Below are 16,449 nucleotides of genomic sequence, written 5' to 3' on the forward strand. Positions count from 1 at the left end.
GGGGCGCGGTCACAGTCCCCGCGAGAGAGCGGTCACGTCCCCCGCAAGTGATCCGAAAGGCCACCGGTGGAGCCGACAGAATCCGATTGCGTTGCCCCGACTTCCCTGCTCGAAGGCTTCCTGGCCTCCGTACGGCGCTTCCCCGAGCACATCGCTGTACGGTCCGCCGGGCGGTCCCTCAGCTATCGCGAGCTCGACCGGGCGGCGCACGCTCTCGCTGCCCGGATGGCGGGCGGTGAGGGCCCTGTCGTCGTGTACCTGGGGCGCGGTGCGGAGATGATCGTCGCGGCCGTCGCCGCGCTGAGGGCGGGTGCGTCGTACGTTCCCGTGGACCCGGCGACGCCCCGGACCCGGGTCGAGCTGATCCTGAAGGAGGCGGGGGCCCGACTGGCCGTCACCTCGCGGGAGCTGGCCGGCGACCTCGGGGGCGTGCTGCCGGTGCTGCTCACCGACTCCGGCGCAGGACCGGCGGACGAGGCCGCCGCCTACGAGGGCGACGCCGCCCCTGCGCTGCCGGAGGACCCCTCTCCCTGCGCGTACACCATCTTCACCTCGGGAACCACCGGCTGCCCCAAGGGAGTCGAGGTCTCGCACCGCAACGTGATCGACCTGATCGAGTCTACCCGGCCGCTCTTCGACTACGGCAGCGACGACGTGTGGTCGCTGTTCCACTCCTTTGCCTTCGACTTCTCCGTGTGGGAGATGTGGGGGCCGCTGCTCACCGGCGGCAGTGTCGTCGTCGTGCCCGACGCGGCGACGAAGGACCCGGCCGCGCTGCGCACGCTGCTGCGCGACGAGGGCGTCACGGTGCTGAGCCAGACGCCCAGCGCGTTCGGCGCACTCGCGGAGGAGGAGACGCGCCACCCGGACCGGCTGCCGCTGAAGTGGGTGGTGTTCGGCGGGGAGGCGCTGCGCTTCGCCGACCTGGCGTCCTGGATGAACAAGTACGGTGACGACGCGCCCGGGTTGGTCAACATGTACGGGATCACGGAGATCACCGTGCACGCGACCCACCGGCGGCTCACCCGCGCCGACCTGGACGAACGGGCGAGCCTGATAGGCACGCCGCTGCCCGGCACCGACATTGTTCTGGTCGGCGAGGACCTCGTCCCGGTCGCCGACGGCAGCGCGGGCGAAATGGTCGTCACCGGCCCCGGCGTCGCACTCGGTTACCAGGGGCTGCCCGAACTCACCGCCGAACGCTTCGTCCTGCTGCCCTCGGGGGAACGCGGCTACCGCTCCGGCGACCTCGCCCGCCGCCGCCCCAGCGGCGACCTCGAATATCTCGGACGCGCCGACGATCAGGTGAAGCTGCGCGGCTTCCGCATCGAACCCGGCGACATCGAGGCGGCGCTGCTGCGCCACCCCGGCGTTCGGGCCGCCACCGTCGTGCTACGCCCGCTGCCCACCGGCGAACCCGGCCTGGTCGGCTACGTCGTGGGCGACGCCGACGCGGACGCACTGCGCGCGCACGCCGCCGCCGCGCTGCCCGACTACATGGTGCCCGCCGCGTTCGTCACCCTGGACGCGCTGCCGCGCACCGCCAACGGCAAACTCGACCGGGCCGCGCTCCCGCAGCCGCAGGCCGCCCCCGCGCGCGGGCGCGGCCCGGCGACCCTGCGCGAGGAACTGCTATGCGAACTTTTCGCGCAGGTGCTGGGCAGGCCACGGGTCGGCGCGGACGAGGACTTCTTCGCCCTGGGCGGCCACTCCCTGGCCGCGATCAGGCTCGTCAACCGGGTCCGCTCCGTGCTCGGCGCGGAGGCCAGACTCCAGGACCTGTTCGACGCCGCCACGCCGGCCGCGTTCGCCGGGCGACTCTCCGAGTCCGCCACCAGGCCCGCGCTCACCCCGCGCGAGCGGCCCGAGGAGACCCCCCTCTCGCACGCCCAGCGCCGCCTGTGGTTCCTGCATCGCATCCACGGCGGCTCCGCCGCCTACCACGTGCCCTACGCCCTGCACCTCACCGGAATCCTCGACATCGCCGCACTGCGCGCGGCGCTCGACGACCTGGTCGCCCGGCACGAAATCCTGCGCACCGTCTACCCCGAGCGCGACGGCGTGCCCTTCCAGCGGATCCTGCCGGACGCCCGGCCCGAACCCGCCGTCGTCGGCGTGGCCCGCGAGGACCTGGAGGAACGCCTGCGCGAGGCGGTCGCCCATCCCTTCGACCTCGCCGCCGATCTCCCTCTGCGCGCCACCCTCCTGCGCGTCGACGACAACGAGAGCGTCCTGCTCGTGGTGGTCCACCACATCGCCGCCGACGGCTGGTCCATGACCCCCCTCTTCCAGGACCTCGCCGCGGCCTACACCGCGCGCACGGCGGGCAGCCCGCCTGCCTGGGAGCCACTGCCGGTGCAGTACGCCGACTACACCCTGTGGCAGTTGGAGCTGCTCGGCGACCCCGAGGACCCGGACGGACTCGTCGCCGGCCAGAGCGCGTTCTGGGCCGAGGCCCTGCACGGTGCGCCCGCCGAACTCGCCCTGCCCACTGACCGCAGCCGCCCCGCCACCACCCGCTTCCGGGGCGGCCGGGTGACTCTGCGCGTCGACGCGGCCCTGCACGCCCGTCTCGCCACACTCGCCCGCGAACAGGGCGCCACGGCCGCGATGGTCCTCCAGGCGGCGGTGGCCGGACTGCTCACCCGCATGGGGGCGGGCACCGACCTGCCGCTCGGCGTGCCCATCGCGGGCCGCAACGACGAAGCGCTGCACCCCCTCGTCGGCTTCTTCGTCAACACCCTCGTCACCCGCACCGACACCTCGGGGGACCCCAGCTTCGTCCGCCTGCTGGCCCGGGTCCGGGAGGCCGGACTGGCCGCGTACGACCACCAGGACCTGCCCTTCGAGCGCCTGGTGGAGATCCTCAACCCGGAACGCTCCTCGGCCCGCCACCCCCTCACCCAGGTCGTCGTCGGCGTGCAGCCCGCCATCGCCGCGGACCTGACCATGCCCGGCCTCGACGTGGCCGCGCGGCCGGTCGGCGACCCCACCGCCAAATTCGACCTGTCGCTGAGCTTCGAGGAGCACCGGGACGCGGACGGCGCGGCCGCCGGCCTCGACGGCACCGTCGTGTACAGCACCGACCTCTTCGACCACGCCACAGTGGAAAACCTGGTGGAGCGCCTCGCGCACTTCCTCCAGGCCGTCGCCGACGACCCCGCCGCCCCGCTCAGCCGTATCGACGTCCTGGGCGACGAGGAACGACACCGCCTCCTCGTCGAGTGGAACGACACCGCGGCGCCGCCCGTCGAGAGCCCCACCGTCGCTGCCCTCTTCGAGAAGCAGGCCGACCGAGGCCCCGACCGGCTCGCCCTGGTCCAGGGCGCGACCCGCTGGACGTACCGGGAACTCGACGAGCATGCCAACCGGATCGCGCACGTGCTGCGCTCCCTGGGCGTCGGCGTGGAGGACATGGTCGGCCTGTGCCTGCCGCGCGGACCCGAGTTCGTCGCCGCGGTCCTCGGCGTCTGGAAGGCGGGGGCCGCCTACACCCCCCTGGAGCCCGGCCACCCCGCCGAACGCCGCGTGTACATGCTGACCGACAGCGCGGCCAGGGTGCTGCTCACCTCCGGGGACCTCGCGGCGGACATGGAACTGCCACCCGGCGTCCACCGGGTGGCGTTGGACGCCGACGCACGGCTATCGCGCGCTCCCGTCACCCGGCTGCCCCTGACCACCACCGGCCGCCACCTCGCGTACGCCGTCTACACCTCCGGCTCCACCGGCGCGCCCAAGTGCGTCCTGCTGGAGCACCGCGGCGTCGTCGGACGGCTGCGGGACGTGGCCGAACGCTTCGAGCTGACCCCCGACGACATCAACCTCCAGGTGATCTCCCTCGGCTTCGAGGTCCCCGTCCGGGAGTTCTTCGGCCCGCTTTCCGTCGGAGCCGCCGTCGCCCTGCTGCCGCCGGACGGCGAGCGCGACCCGGCCGCTGTCGTCAGGACCATCCGAGAGACGGGGGCGACCGTCGCCATCTGCGTCGTCCACTCGCTCCTGGAGGCGCTCCTCGCCTACGACCCGAACCCCGCGGACCTCGCCACGCTACGCCTGGTGGGCACCGGCGGCGAGATCCTGCGCCCCGCCGAGGCCGACACCCTCATGAACGTCTGGGGCTGCCGGGTCGTCAACCAGTACGGCCCCACCGAGACGACGATGATGGCCTGCCTGCACACCGTGCGGCCCAAGGACCTCACCGGGCGCATCCCGGTCGGCCGCCCCCTCGCCGACACCCGGGTGTACGTGCTCGACGACGCCCTGAGCCCGGTGCCTGTGGGCACCCCCGGCGAGGTCTACCTGGCGGGCTTCGGGCTGGGGCGCGGCTACCTCAACCAACCGGACCTCACTGCCTCCCGGTTCGTTGCCAACCCCTTCGGAGCGCCCGGCGAACGCATGTACCGCAGCGGCGACACTGCCCGGTGGCGGGCCGACGGCAACCTGGAGTTCGTTGGCCGCGTCGACGACCAGGTCAAGATCCGCGGATTCCGGATCGAACTCGGCGAGATCGAGGCCGTGCTCGCCGCGCACCCTCAGGTCGCGGCCACCACTGTCCTCGCCAGGGAGGACCGGCCCGGCGACAAACGCCTCGCCGCCTACCTGGTCCCCGCCGGGGCGGAGGCCCCCGCGCCGGCCGCCCTGCGCGACCACCTCGCACAGCGGCTGCCGTCGCACATGATCCCGCCGACGTTCACCGTCCTGGACACGCTCCCGCTGCGACTCAACGGTAAGGTCAACCGCGATCTGCTGCCCGTCCCCGCCGCCCCGGACACCGGATCCAGCGCACCGCGCAACCCGCGCGAGGACATCCTGTGCCAGCTCTTCGCCGAGGTGTTGGGCCTGCCCGAAGTCGGCGTCGACGACGACTTCTTCCACCTGGGCGGCCACTCCCTGCTCGCCGCCAGGCTCATCAGCCGCATCCGTACGGCGCTCGGCGTCGAGCCCTCTATGAGCGCTCTGTTCGCGGCCCCCACCGCCGCCGCGCTCGCCCGTAGCCTCGACGCCGGGAGCAGCGGCGACTCACTGGAGGTCATGCTGCCGCTGCGCCCCGAGGGCGACCGCGAGGCGGTGTTCTGCATCCACCCCGGCGGCGGACTGAGTTGGAGCTACGTCGGCCTGCTGCGCCATCTCCCGCCGCAGTTCCCTCTTTACGGTGTCCAGGCGCACGGACTGCGCCGCCCCGACGAGATGCCCGCGACGATCGAGGAGATGGCGACCGACTACATCGAGCGGATCGAGGAGGTCCAGCCCGAAGGCCCCTACCACCTGCTGGGTTGGTCCCTCGGTGGCATGGTTGCCTACGAGATGGCCGTCCAGTGGCGGGCCCGCGGGGCCCGGATCGGGATGCTCGCCCTCCTCGACTGCTACCCGGGAATGCCCGACCACTTCCGGGTGGACGACGCGACCATGCTCCGCTCCCTCCTGGACCCCGAGAACCCCGACGCCGTCCCAGAGGAGGGCTCCGCCGAACTCGGCAAGGCCCTGGAGATCGTCAAGAAGGACACCGGCGCGCTCACCAGCCTGACCGAGCCGCAGATCGTGGCCCTGCTGAAGACCATGGCGCACAACCGGCAGATCGTCCGCGCGTACGAGCCGACCTGGTTCGACGGCGACGTGCTGTTCTTCCTCGCCACGCAAAACCGCGTCGAGGACGCCCCGACCGCCGAGGTCTGGTGGGAACACGTCGGCGGCGTCGTCGTGTCCCACCCGATCGAGGCGGCGCACATCACCATGGCCAACCCCGAGCCGCTCGCCGAGATCGGCCGCATCGTGGCGCGCGACCTGGAGGAACGATGAAGTCCGATCTGCTGGTCCTGAAGGACCGATCCGTCCTGGCCCTGCTCACCGCCCGGTCCGTCTCCCTGCTGGGCAACGCGATCATGCCGATCGCGCTGGCCTTCGCGATCCTGGAGATGCCCGGTGGCTCCGCGACCGTACTCGGTCTGGTGCTCGCGACCCGCATGGTGACCCAGCTGCTGTTCATCCTGCTCGGCGGGGTCTTCGCCGACCGGCTGCCCAAGCAGCGCCTGATGATCGGCGCGGACGTCGCGGCGGGGGCCGTCCAGGTGGTGGCTGCCCTGCTGATCACCGGGGGGTCGGCGTCTCCCGTGGCGCTCGCCGGTCTCGCCGCGCTGAGCGGCGCGGCGGCCGCCCTGTTCGAACCCGCGTCCCGGTCCGTGATGCCGGCGCTGGTCGACGGCGACTCCCTCCAGTCCGCGAACGCCCTGCTGAAGCTGTCCATGCGCGGTGGCAGCATCCTCGGCGCGGCTTTCGGCGGCGTCCTCGTCGCCATCATGGGCGCCGGACACACGCTCCTCGTGGACGCCGGGACGTTCTTCGTGTCGGCCCTGCTTCTGACCCTGGTGCGCGTCGTCGCACCGGTCGCCAAGGGGCCCACCAAGACGATGCTGGCGGCGCTGCGCGAAGGCTGGCAGGAGTTCACCGCCCGGCAGTGGGTGTGGGTGATGGTCACCCAGATGGCGGTCGTCAACGTCCTGCTGGCCGGATCCTTCTACGTCCTGGGGCCGGTCGTAGCCAAGCAGACGTACGGCGGCGCCACCGGCTGGAGCACCGTCCTCACCGTCCAGGCGATCGGCTTCGTGGCGGGCACCCTGGTCGCTATGCGCATCCGGCCCGCCCGGCCCATCCGGGTGGCCGCCCTGGCCACGGCGGGCTTCCCGCTCTCCCTGTTCCTGCTGGCCGCTCAGGCCCCGCTGGCCGCGGTCTGCGTGGCCGCCTTCGCCTCCGCGATCTTCATCGACGTTTACGAGGTCATGCTCGACACGACACTCCAGAAGAACATCCCCCCCGAGGCGCTGTCCCGCGTCATGTCCTATGAAGCCCTGGGTACCTTCGCCCTGGTGCCCCTCGGCAGCGCCATCGCCGGCCCTGTCTCCCACGGACTGGGCGTCGGCCCCACCCTGGCCTGGGCCGGAGCCCTCATCGTCGCGGCGGGCGTCGTAACCTTCCTGCTGCCCTCCATCCGCGCCGTGCCGCCGGTCAAGCCCGAGCAACTGGAGGAAGCGCGATGACCGGTTTCACCCGCTGGCTGCTGCGCCGCCCCGCCAACGAGACGAAGGCTCGCGTGTTCTGCTTCCCCTACTCGGGGGTCGGCGCGTCCATGTTCAACCGGTGGCCGCGCTGGCTCGATGGCGACGTGGAGGTGTGCCCCATCCAGTTCCCGGCCCGCGAGAACCGCATCCGGGAGCCGCACTTCGGCACTTACCAGGCGCTGTCGGAGGACATCGCCGAGGCGCTGGCGCCCCACCTCGACCGGCCGTACACCTTCTTCGGCCACTGCGCGGGCGCGCTGCCGGCCTATGAGACGGCGCTGCGCCTGGCCGAGTCAGGGCACCCGGAACCCGCCCGGCTCGTCGTCTCCGCGCAGGCCCCGCCGCACCACTGCCCGCACGACCGGTTCCTGGACCTCGACGACGTGCAACTGGGCGCGGAGCTCGGCGCGATCGCGGTGGCACGCGGCGGCGAGGCGCACCCCCTGCTGATCGAACTGACCCTCGCCGTCCTGCACCAGGACCTGGAGGCCAACCGCGTCTACACCCGGCCGCGCACGCCGCTACCGGGCCCCGTCAGCGTCGTGAACTGGTCGGCTGACCCCGAAGTCGACCTCGCACTGCTCGACGACTGGCGCGGCTACTCCGACGACGTGCAGTTCCACGAACTGCCCGGGGAGCACTACACCTTCCTCACCGCCCCACCGGAACTCCTCACCCTCCTGCGGAAGGGCTGACAGAGTGGATACCGCTACCTCCCTCGTCTCGGTCTTCACCGAGTGCGCCCGCGCCCATCCCGAGCGCCCCGCCCTCGGGGACCTCAGTTACGCCGGGCTCGACGCCCGCACCAACCGCGTCGCCCACCAACTCCGTGCGGTGGGTGTGCGCACCGGCGACGTCGTCGGCGTCCGCGCACCCCGCGGCGAGGAGACCGTGGTGCTGCTCCTCGGCATCCTGAAGGCGGGTGCGGCCTACCTCGCCCTGGACCCCGGGCAGCCCCTCGACCGCCAGCGGCAGATGCTGGCCGACGCGTCGGCGACTGTGCTGTTCGACCTCACGGGCGAGGCGCGAGGCTCTGCGCCGTACGACCTCACGGGCCAGGCGCGGGACGCCGGGGCACCGGCTCCGGGTGTGCGGGAACCCCACGATTTCCCCGACTGCCGGGTGCTCGCGGAAGTCGACACCGAGGCGCCGGACACGCCGGTGGACGCGGGCGTCGGGCCCGCGGACCTCGCCTACGTCGCGTACACCTCGGGCTCCACGGGCCGCCCCAAGGGCGTGGCCGTACCGCATCGGGCCGTGCTGCGGCTGGTGGTGGACGGGGACGTCGTCGACGCCGGTCCGCAGGACGTGTTTCTACACTTCGCGCCGGTCGCGTTCGACGCCTCGACGCTGGAGATCTGGGGTGCGCTGCTCAACGGGGCCCGCCTCGCCGTCATGCCGCCCGGCGCGCCGTCCCTGACCAGGCTGCTCGACTTCGTAAGGGACGAGCAGGTCAGCGTGGCGTGGCTGACCGCGGGACTCTTCCACCGGGCCGTGGACACGGGACTCACCGGGCTGCCGCACCTGCGACGGCTCATCGCCGGAGGCGACGTGCTCTCGCCCGGTCACGTCGCACGCGCCGTGCGCGACCTGCCGCACACCACCGTCGTCAATGGGTACGGGCCCACCGAGAACACGACGTTCACCTGCTGTCACCCGGTGACGACGCCGGTCGAGGACAGCGTGCCCATCGGCCGCCCCGTACGCGGCACCGGCGTCCACCTCCTCGACGCCCGGCTTCGCCCGGTAGCCGACGGGGAGGTCGGCGAGATCTACGCCACGGGCCTGGGCCTCGCACACGGCTACGTCAACGACCCGGCCGCGACCGCGTCCCGCTTCGTTGCCGACCCCTACGGACCCCCGGGCTCCCGCATGTACCGCACGGGCGACCTCGCCCGCCGGGTCGATGGGACCCTGCGCTTCCTGGGCCGTGCCGACGACCAGGTGAAGATACGGGGCTTCCGCGTCGAGACGGACGAAGTGGCCGCCGCGCTCCTGACCCACCCCGACGTCCGGCAGACGGCCGTGACCGCTCCGTGGCGCGACGCCCAGCCCCGGGAACGCGTCCTGACCGCCCACGTCGTGACCGCACCCGGCGCGTCCGTCCTGGACGTCCGCGCGCACCTGGCCCGGCTGCTGCCGCTGCACGCCGTGCCCTCCCTGATCCGCACTCTGGACGCCCTGCCGCTGCGGGACAACGGCAAGGTGGACCGGACCGCCCTGGAAGAACTCGGCCCGCTGGAACGCCCCGCGGTCAACGCCGCGCACCGGCAGCCGGAGACGGGCCTGGAGGAGGCCGTCGTCCAGCTGTGGTCGGACCGGCTGGGCACCGCGGGCATCGGCGCCGACGACGACTTCTTCGAACTGGGCGGCCACTCGCTGCTCGCCCTGACCATCACCGGCGAACTCCTGCGGATGTACGGAGTTGAAGTGTCGCCGCTCGACTTCTACCTCGACCCGACCCCCGCCGGACTCGCCCGCACCGTCCGGAGAGCAACGCGAGAAGACACGCAGAACGAGCCGCGGGAAGCCTCGAACAAAACGACCCCGGAGGCCACGCGGACCCCCGTGCGCCATCCCGCGCCGGAGGTCTCCTCGTGAGGATTCCCTCGGCCCCGCCCGGCCCCCCCGACCCGGCCGGCATCGACCTGTTCGACCCGCACGTGCACGCCGAGGGCGACCCGCACGCCGTCTGGACCCACCTGCGCGCACACGCCCCCCTGCACCGCCAGACCCTGCCCGACGGGCGTGCCTTCTGGTCGGTGACCCGGTACCACGACGCCTGCCGTGTCCTGTCCGACCACCGCGAGTTCACCTCCGAACGTGGCAGCCTCCTGCACCAGTTGGGCCGCCGCGACGCGGCGGGCGGCCGCATGCTCGTGGCGACCGACCCGCCGCGTCACACCGAACTGCGCCGCCCGCTGAACCGGCTGTTCGCCCCCGGCGCGCGGGCGGGCTTGGAGCAGCGGCTGCGCACCGCCGCCCGGTGGGTGCTCGCCCCCGCCGCCGCACCGGGGGAGTGGGACCTGGCCGAGCGGGCGCAGGCGCTGCCGACGGCGGTCGCGGGCGCGGTGCTGGACCTGCCTGAGGAGGACTGGCCCGAACTGTTCCGCTGGACGGCGTCCGCAGCCGCCCCCGACGACCCGGACCTGCGGGTTGGCGGCAGCTCCGCCGCGACCCTGGCCGTCGCGCACCATCAGCTGTTCGCCTACTTCACTGACCAGGTGGCCCAGCGCAGGGGAACCGCGGGCGAGGACGTGATCCGGCTCCTGATGAGCATGCGGGTGGGCGACCGGCCTCTCACGGACGAGGAAGTCGTCGTCAACTGTTACAGCGTGGTGCTGGGCGCCAACGCGACGACGCCGCACACCGTCTCGGGCACGGTGCAGGCCCTCATGGACCATCCGGAGGTGTTCCGTGCGGTCGCACGGGACCCCTCCCTGGTGCCCGGACTGGTGGAGGAGGGACTGCGCTGGACCTCGCCCGCCAGCAGCTTCCTGCGTCATGCGGTCAAGGACACCGAGCTGAGCGGCGGTGTGGTGCCCGCAGGGGACGCCGTCGCGGTCTGGGTGGGCTCGGCCAACCGGGACGAGCGGGTGTTCACCGACCCGTTCCGCTTCGACCCGAGCCGCACCGGCAACCGGCACATCGCCTTCGGCTTCGGACCGCACTACTGCCTGGGCGCGGCAGTAGCCCGGCAGACCCTGCGGATCTTCTTCGAGGAGGTCTTCGAGCGGGTCGCCGAGTTCCGGCCCGCCGGGGAGTCGCGGCGCCTGGTGTCGAACTTCGTCGCGGGCCTGGCCCGGCTGCCCGTCCACACCCGGCCGCGTACGTCCTGAGCACCAAGCCCTCCGGCCGCGCCCACCCGTACGGGATCTCCCGCTCACCGGCCCGCGTCACCCTGCGACCCCCGGAACCCCCCGGCCGCGCACGCCCCTAAGGAGCAGAACATGAGCGCCGACACCGACGAGATCGCGGCAGCGTTCCGTGCGATCCTGAGCCGGCACCTCGATGGCCAGGAGATCGGCCCGGACGACGACTTCTACGCGATGGGAGGCGACTCCCTGACCGCCCTCAGAGTGGTCGCCGACGCGAACGAGCAGGGCATCGACGTCACCCTGCGGGACGTCCTGCACCACTCCACCCCGCGCACGCTCGCCGCCCACCTGGCCACCAGGGACGACGAGGCAGCGGACGACCGCCCCGCCACCGTCGGCCTCACCGCCACGGACCGGGCACTGGTGTCGCCCGGGCTGGCCGACGCACTGCCCGCGTCCGCCCTCCAGGTCGCGATGATCTACCTGTGCGACAGCAGCACGGATCCCGGGCTCTACCACTCGGAGTTCAGCTGGGAGGTGGGCGAGCCCTTCGACGAGCCCCGCTTCCGAAGGGCGCTGGCGGCTCTGTGCGAGCGGCACGCGGCGCTGCGCTCCTTCTTCGACCTCGGCACGTACTCCGTACCGGCGCAGTTGTTCCACCGGAGCGTCGAAGCACCGCTGACGGTGGGCGCGGCCCCGGACCGCAACACGGCGCTCGACTGGGGCAGCGCACCGCTGTTTCGGTGCGGGGTCGAGCCCGCGGCGGGGTCGTTCCGCGTGACCCTGCGCGTCCATCACGCCCTCGTCGACGGCTGGGGCTACGGGCGGCTGATCGTGGACCTCCTCGCCCTCTACCAGGAGTCGCCCCTGCCTGGCCTGCCGCAGGGCGTCGAGCAGGCGTTCCTCGACGCCGAGCACGCACAACTCGCCGACCCGGCGGCCGCCGAGTACTGGCGGGGACAGGCCGGCGAGCCCGTGCTCTTTCCCGAGTCCGCCCGCTTCACCGGGGCCGCCGACGCTCGGGAGAGCATGGGGTTCCCCCTGTCCGACCCCCTGGTCGCCTCCCTCAAGGACACGGCGAAGGAGCTGCGCGTCCCGCTCAAGTCCCTTGCGTTCGCCGCCCACGCGCAGGCCCTCGCCGTGCTCACCGGCCAGAGCGAGACCGTGACGGGCCTGGTGGTCAACACCCGGCCGCAGACCGAGGGCGCCGACCTCGTCGCCGGGCTCTACCTGAACACCGTGCCGGTCCGCGTCCGGGCCCGCGGCTCCTGGCCGGACCGGGCGGTCGCCGCGCTGGTCGCGGAACGCAACGCGCGACGGCACGCCGCGTACCCGCTGGCCCATATCGAGAGCGAACTGGGCCGCCCGGCCTTCGAGGTGACCTTCAACTTCACACACTTCCACCTCTACCGCGACCTCGACGGGCTGGACGGCCTCGACGTTCGGGGCTGGCGAGTACGAGGGAAGCCGAGCTTCCCGTTCCGGGTGGACTTCGAGCTGGAGGGTCTGGAGGCGGGCAGCCGCGTCGTCGTCGCGTACGACCCGGAGCGGCTGCCCGAGGCGCAAGCGAAGCGCTACGCGGACCTTTTCGAGCAGGCGCTCGGCGAGGCGGCCGCCGCATGAGGAGGCCCGCCCGCGACCGCCCCCTCCTGGCGATCGCCTATGACGACGGGGCCGTGTCCCCGGGCGAGGTGGGGGTCGCTCTCGCCGAGCTGGGCGACGTCGTGTTCCTGGTGCCCGACACGGCGCACGTGGCCGCGATGCGCCCGGTGCTCGCCCAGCTCGGCGCCGTACGGGACCTGTCGGGCGACGCGCGAAGCGACGCCGAAGTCGTGCGGGAACTCGCGCCGGACGCGCTCGTGACGTTCAGCGAACGCCTGATCCGGACCACCGCGAAGCTGGCCCGGGCGGCGGAACTGCCCTACCACAGCCCAGACACCGCACTGCTGCTCACCGACAAGACTCGGCAGCGGGCCGCCCTGCGGGCCGCCGGGGTGGACGACGTGCGCACGGCTCCGCTGGACTCCCTGGCCGACTGGCCCGCGGCCCTCGCCCTCGTCGGACTGCCCGCGGTCGTCAAACCGGTACGCGGCGCGGGAAGCCGCCACACCCACCCCGTGCACGACGAGGAAGAGGCTCTGCGCGTCCTGACGGAGGTCTTCGCCGACCTGCCGCCCGCGCCGTCCGGCGAACCGCGGCTGACCATGGAGGAGATGCTGGTCGGACGCGACCGGCTGCCGCTGGGGGACTACGCGTCGGTGGAGAGCCTGTGCGGGCCCGAAGGCGTCACGCACCTCGCCGTCTCCGGCAAGCTTCCGCTGGTCGCCCCCTTCCGAGAACCCGGCCGCTACTGGCCGACTCAGCTCCCCGACGACGAACGGCGGGCGGTCCTGGACCTGGTGACCCGTGCGCTGGAAGCATTGGGCGTACGGCACGGCCTCACTCACACGGAGGTGAAACTGACCCCCGAAGGCCCCCGGCTGGTCGAGGTCAACGGCCGTATCGGCGGCCACGTCAACGGCCTGGCCCGCACCGCGTGCGGCGTGGACCTCGTGCACGCGGCCGTACTCCAAGCGCTGGGCCGCCCCACCGGCCTGGGACCCCTGCGCCCCGACCGCGTTCACTTCCAGCACAACGGCCTCGCCCCGGTCCGGCCCTGCCGACTGGTTTCCGTGGACGGGGCGGCCGCGGTGCGCGCCATGGCGGGAATCAGCGGCTACCGCAGCTTCGTACGACCGGACGAGCGGCTGCCGGGCGGCGTCATGACACGCGAACTGGACGTGCTGTGGGGCGTCGCCGACACCCACGAGGAGATGGTGCGGGTCGTCCGGGACGCCCTCGAAACCCTCCACTACACCTTCGACTTCACCGACCCGCAGGGCGGCACGCATCCCACCGGAGCATCGACGGGCCTGCGCACCGTGGCCGCGTCCTCCTGCGGCGCCTGGCAGGACGTACCCGCTCCGGAACCCACCTGTGAGCCCACCTGTGGGGCCGCGCGCCGACTCACTCCCGAGCCCGCTCGCGGACCCACTCCCGAACCCGCTTCCGAAGGAGCCTCATGAGCACCCCCGCCGTCGCCTCTCCCGTCACGGCCCTGATCGACATCATCGACGGGCAGCGCTGGGACGACCTGAAGTCCGTCCTCGCCCGGGACTGCGTGATCGAGCGCCCCGGCTCGCAGCCCATGGCGGGTCTCGACCGGATCGAGCACTTCTACCGCAACGAACGCCAGGTACGGCACGGGAAGCACGTGGTGGACCGGGTGGTCGCCGACAAGGAGGCGGCGGCTTGCTGGGGCACGTTCCGCGGGGAGACCCCCGACGGCTCCGTGATCGAGGCCCGCTTCGCCGATACCTTCGTCCTGGCGGACGGCCTCATCCAGCGCCGCACCACCTACGTCCACGCACCGCGCCACTGACAAGCCTTCGGGCACACCAGCAGGCGGTGGCCCCGGGCAGGGCCACCGCCGCTCGTACGGTTACGTCCGGAATGGGTGAACCGTGTGCCGTAACTGCATGATGCTCTCGAGCCCTCCACGCAGAGACGCGTGCATGGCCTCGGCGAAGTCGTGCCCGACCTCGATCCGCAGGATGAAGCGGTCGTCGGGGCCGGAGAGGGTCCGACGGTTAGCCTTGCCGTGCTCGGGGCTTGCATGTTCCAGAGCGCGGTCATCGGCCAAGTCCGGCAGGTTCCGGAGTCGCCCGGTACTCCGCCGTGGTGAGTGGTTCATCGGAGACCGACCCCGATCGATGGTGAGTGCAAACCTCGCGTAATCGACCAGTGGTCAGCGGAGCTGAGCGATCGCTTCGGTGGCGATGGCCTCGAAGACGGTCTGGTCGGCGGCGAAGTCCGAGTCGGGGATCGGCCAGTGGACCACGATCTCGGTGAAGCCGAGCTCGCGGTGGCGGCCGGCGAAGTCGACGAAGGCGTCCACAGACGCCAGGGGCGCGTTCCGGTCGGGGGTGAAGCCGTGCAGCAGGATCTTGTCCAGCTCGGCCACATCCCGCCCGGACTCGGCGCACGCCTTGCCGAGCTTCTCGACCTGGGCACGCAGGGCCGCCACCGACTGCTCCGGGGTTCCCTCCTCGTACAGCTTCGGGTCGCCGGTCGTCACCCACGCCCGCCCGTGGCGCGCGGCGAGCTTCAGCCCGCGTGGCCCGGTCGCCGCGACCGCGAACGGCAGCCGCGGGCGCTGGACACAGCCTGGGATGTTCCGCGCCTCCTCCGCCGTGTAAAAGTCGCCCTTCTGCGAGACCGCACCCTCGGTGAGAAGCCGATCGAGCAGTGGCACGAACTCGCCGAACCGGTCCGCCCGCTCCTTCGGCGTCCACGCCTCTTGCCCCAGCGCGGTGGCGTCGAAGCCGTTGCCGCCGGCCCCGATGCCGAGCGTGATCCGCCCGCCGGAGATGTCGTCGAGCGAGATCAGCTCCTTGGCCAGCGTCACTGGATGCCTGAAATTAGGCGACGTGACGAGGGTGCCCAGGCGCAGGCGGTCCGTGGCCGTGGCGGCGGCAGTGAGGGTGGGCAGGGCGCCGAACCACGGGCCGTCGCGGAAACTGCGCCAGGAGAGGTGGTCGTACGTGTACGCGGCGTGGAAGCCGAGCTCCTCGGCGCGCTGCCACTTCTCGCGGCCTCCCTCGTGCCAGCGGTCGACGGGAAGGATCACGGTGCTCAGGCGCAGGCTCATGCCACCGAGCCTACGTCGGACACAGGGGTGTTTCCCCGCGACTCCGGAGTGTGACGTCCGCACGCTGGCGCGGCCCTCGATCGGTTCGCGGAGTTCGCCGACGTGTGGGGAAAAAAGTATCCGGCCGTCGTCCGACTCTGGGAGAACGCCTGGGAGGAGTTCACTCCCTTCCTCCGCTTCGACACCGAGATCCGCCGCATCGCCTGCACGACCAACGCGATCGAGTCGGTCAACGCACGGATCCGACGGGCGGTGAAAGCCCGCGGCCACTTCCCGAACGAGCAGGCCGCCCTGAAGTGCGTCTACATGGCGATCATGTCGCTGGACCCGACCGGCAAGGGCCAGGCTCGCTGGACCATGCGCTGGAAAACCGCCCTGAACGCCTTCGACACCACCTTCGACGGCCGACCCTCCGCAGCACGCCAGTAACCCTCAACAACCCGGGTTGCACCGCTCGTTTGGCAGACCCGCTCGGGCCCCTGGCCCAGTCGGCCCGGTCAGCAGCTTCACCGGACGTATGACCATCCGCCGGTGGATAGCGGACCGGTACTCGCGACGGGTACGTACCTCGGCCCAGGTGCCGGCGTCGATGACGGCAGGCCACTTCCCAGGGCCGACCTCCTCGCCCTGGTGCATGTGGATTCCGGCGACGTGGCGGGAGTCGAGCAGCGCCCGGACGGTGCCCTGGGTCCACTCCTTGCCGTACACGGTCCTGATGCCGCGCTTGTGGAGGACAAGGGCGATGGCGACCGGGCTCTTGCCCTTGAGGCAGCGGTCGAAGACCTCGCGGACGATCTCGGCCTCGTCCTCCCTGACGCTCACGCCGTCGGGCTCGTACCCGAACCCAGTACAGGGCGGCCGGTTCACCTGGGGTGATGGTCGGCTCTCGGTG

10 protein-coding genes and 1 pseudogene are annotated in these 16,449 nt (G+C 72.3%); 9 read left to right on the forward strand and 2 right to left on the reverse strand.

Features of this window, described 5'->3' with window-relative positions; genetic code table 11:
• Positions 1-66 precede the first annotated feature (66 nt).
• The 8 genes from E6R18_RS21935 to E6R18_RS21970 all read left to right on the forward strand — a co-directional run bounded on the left by E6R18_RS21935 (position 67) and on the right by E6R18_RS21970 (position 14,288).
• Positions 67-5,793 (forward strand): non-ribosomal peptide synthetase, encoded by a 5,727-nt coding sequence (locus tag E6R18_RS21935; protein WP_136318608.1) that lies wholly within the window; start codon positions 67-69, stop codon positions 5,791-5,793.
• Positions 5,790-7,028, forward strand: coding sequence for an MFS transporter (locus E6R18_RS21940; RefSeq protein ID WP_136318609.1), 1,239 nt, complete (start codon positions 5,790-5,792; stop codon positions 7,026-7,028). The genes E6R18_RS21935 and E6R18_RS21940 overlap by 4 nt, the downstream gene beginning before the upstream one ends.
• Positions 7,025-7,744 (forward strand): thioesterase domain-containing protein, encoded by a 720-nt coding sequence (locus E6R18_RS21945; protein WP_136318610.1) that lies wholly within the window; start codon positions 7,025-7,027, stop codon positions 7,742-7,744. Before E6R18_RS21940 ends, E6R18_RS21945 begins: the two co-directional genes overlap by 4 nt.
• A 4-nt stretch (positions 7,745-7,748) precedes the next feature.
• The gene (locus E6R18_RS21950; RefSeq protein ID WP_136318611.1) at positions 7,749-9,650 is read left to right on the forward strand and encodes a non-ribosomal peptide synthetase; all 1,902 of its coding nucleotides are present in this window, start codon (positions 7,749-7,751) and stop codon (positions 9,648-9,650) included.
• A complete protein-coding gene (locus E6R18_RS21955) occupies positions 9,647-10,888 on the forward strand; it encodes a cytochrome P450 (RefSeq protein WP_136318612.1) in 1,242 nt (413 codons plus the stop codon). The genes E6R18_RS21950 and E6R18_RS21955 overlap by 4 nt, the downstream gene beginning before the upstream one ends.
• Before the next feature lie 111 nt (positions 10,889-10,999).
• A complete protein-coding gene (locus E6R18_RS21960) occupies positions 11,000-12,490 on the forward strand; it encodes a condensation domain-containing protein (RefSeq protein ID WP_136318613.1) in 1,491 nt (496 codons plus the stop codon).
• Positions 12,487-13,932, forward strand: coding sequence for an ATP-grasp domain-containing protein (locus E6R18_RS21965; RefSeq protein WP_136318614.1), 1,446 nt, complete (start codon positions 12,487-12,489; stop codon positions 13,930-13,932). The genes E6R18_RS21960 and E6R18_RS21965 overlap by 4 nt, the downstream gene beginning before the upstream one ends.
• A complete protein-coding gene (locus E6R18_RS21970; protein ID WP_136318615.1) occupies positions 13,929-14,288 on the forward strand; it encodes a nuclear transport factor 2 family protein in 360 nt (119 codons plus the stop codon). The genes E6R18_RS21965 and E6R18_RS21970 overlap by 4 nt, the downstream gene beginning before the upstream one ends.
• A 366-nt stretch (positions 14,289-14,654) precedes the next feature.
• Here the strand turns inward: E6R18_RS21970 and E6R18_RS21980 are convergent, their stop codons facing one another.
• Positions 14,655-15,557 carry an LLM class flavin-dependent oxidoreductase gene (locus tag E6R18_RS21980; RefSeq protein ID WP_136318617.1) on the reverse strand — a complete coding sequence of 301 codons (903 nt, stop codon included), beginning with the start codon at positions 15,555-15,557 and terminating at the stop codon, positions 14,655-14,657.
• Positions 15,558-15,629: 72 nt separating this feature from the next.
• Between E6R18_RS21980 and E6R18_RS21985 the strand changes: the two are divergent.
• Positions 15,630-15,986 (forward strand): annotated as a pseudogene (locus tag E6R18_RS21985) (transposase); the annotation flags it as partial.
• Positions 15,987-15,989: 3 nt separating this feature from the next.
• Here the strand turns inward: E6R18_RS21985 and E6R18_RS21990 are convergent.
• Positions 15,990-16,379, reverse strand: a complete 390-nt coding sequence (locus E6R18_RS21990; RefSeq protein ID WP_240799816.1) for a recombinase family protein — start codon at positions 16,377-16,379, stop codon at positions 15,990-15,992.
• Positions 16,380-16,449 lie beyond the last annotated feature (70 nt).

Source organism: Streptomyces sp. A1277 (assembly GCF_004795015.1).
Lineage (GTDB): Bacteria > Actinomycetota > Actinomycetes > Streptomycetales > Streptomycetaceae > Streptomyces.

Coding starts and splice junctions, on each gene's coding strand:
- E6R18_RS21970 (WP_136318615.1), top strand. CDS start 13,929: ATGAGCACCCCCGCCGTCGCCTCTCCCGTCACGGCCCTGATCGACATC.
- E6R18_RS21940 (WP_136318609.1), top strand. CDS start 5,790: ATGAAGTCCGATCTGCTGGTCCTGAAGGACCGATCCGTCCTGGCCCTG.
- E6R18_RS21945 (WP_136318610.1), top strand. CDS start 7,025: ATGACCGGTTTCACCCGCTGGCTGCTGCGCCGCCCCGCCAACGAGACG.
- E6R18_RS21980 (WP_136318617.1), bottom strand. CDS start 15,557: ATGAGCCTGCGCCTGAGCACCGTGATCCTTCCCGTCGACCGCTGGCAC.
- E6R18_RS21965 (WP_136318614.1), top strand. CDS start 12,487: ATGAGGAGGCCCGCCCGCGACCGCCCCCTCCTGGCGATCGCCTATGAC.
- E6R18_RS21960 (WP_136318613.1), top strand. CDS start 11,000: ATGAGCGCCGACACCGACGAGATCGCGGCAGCGTTCCGTGCGATCCTG.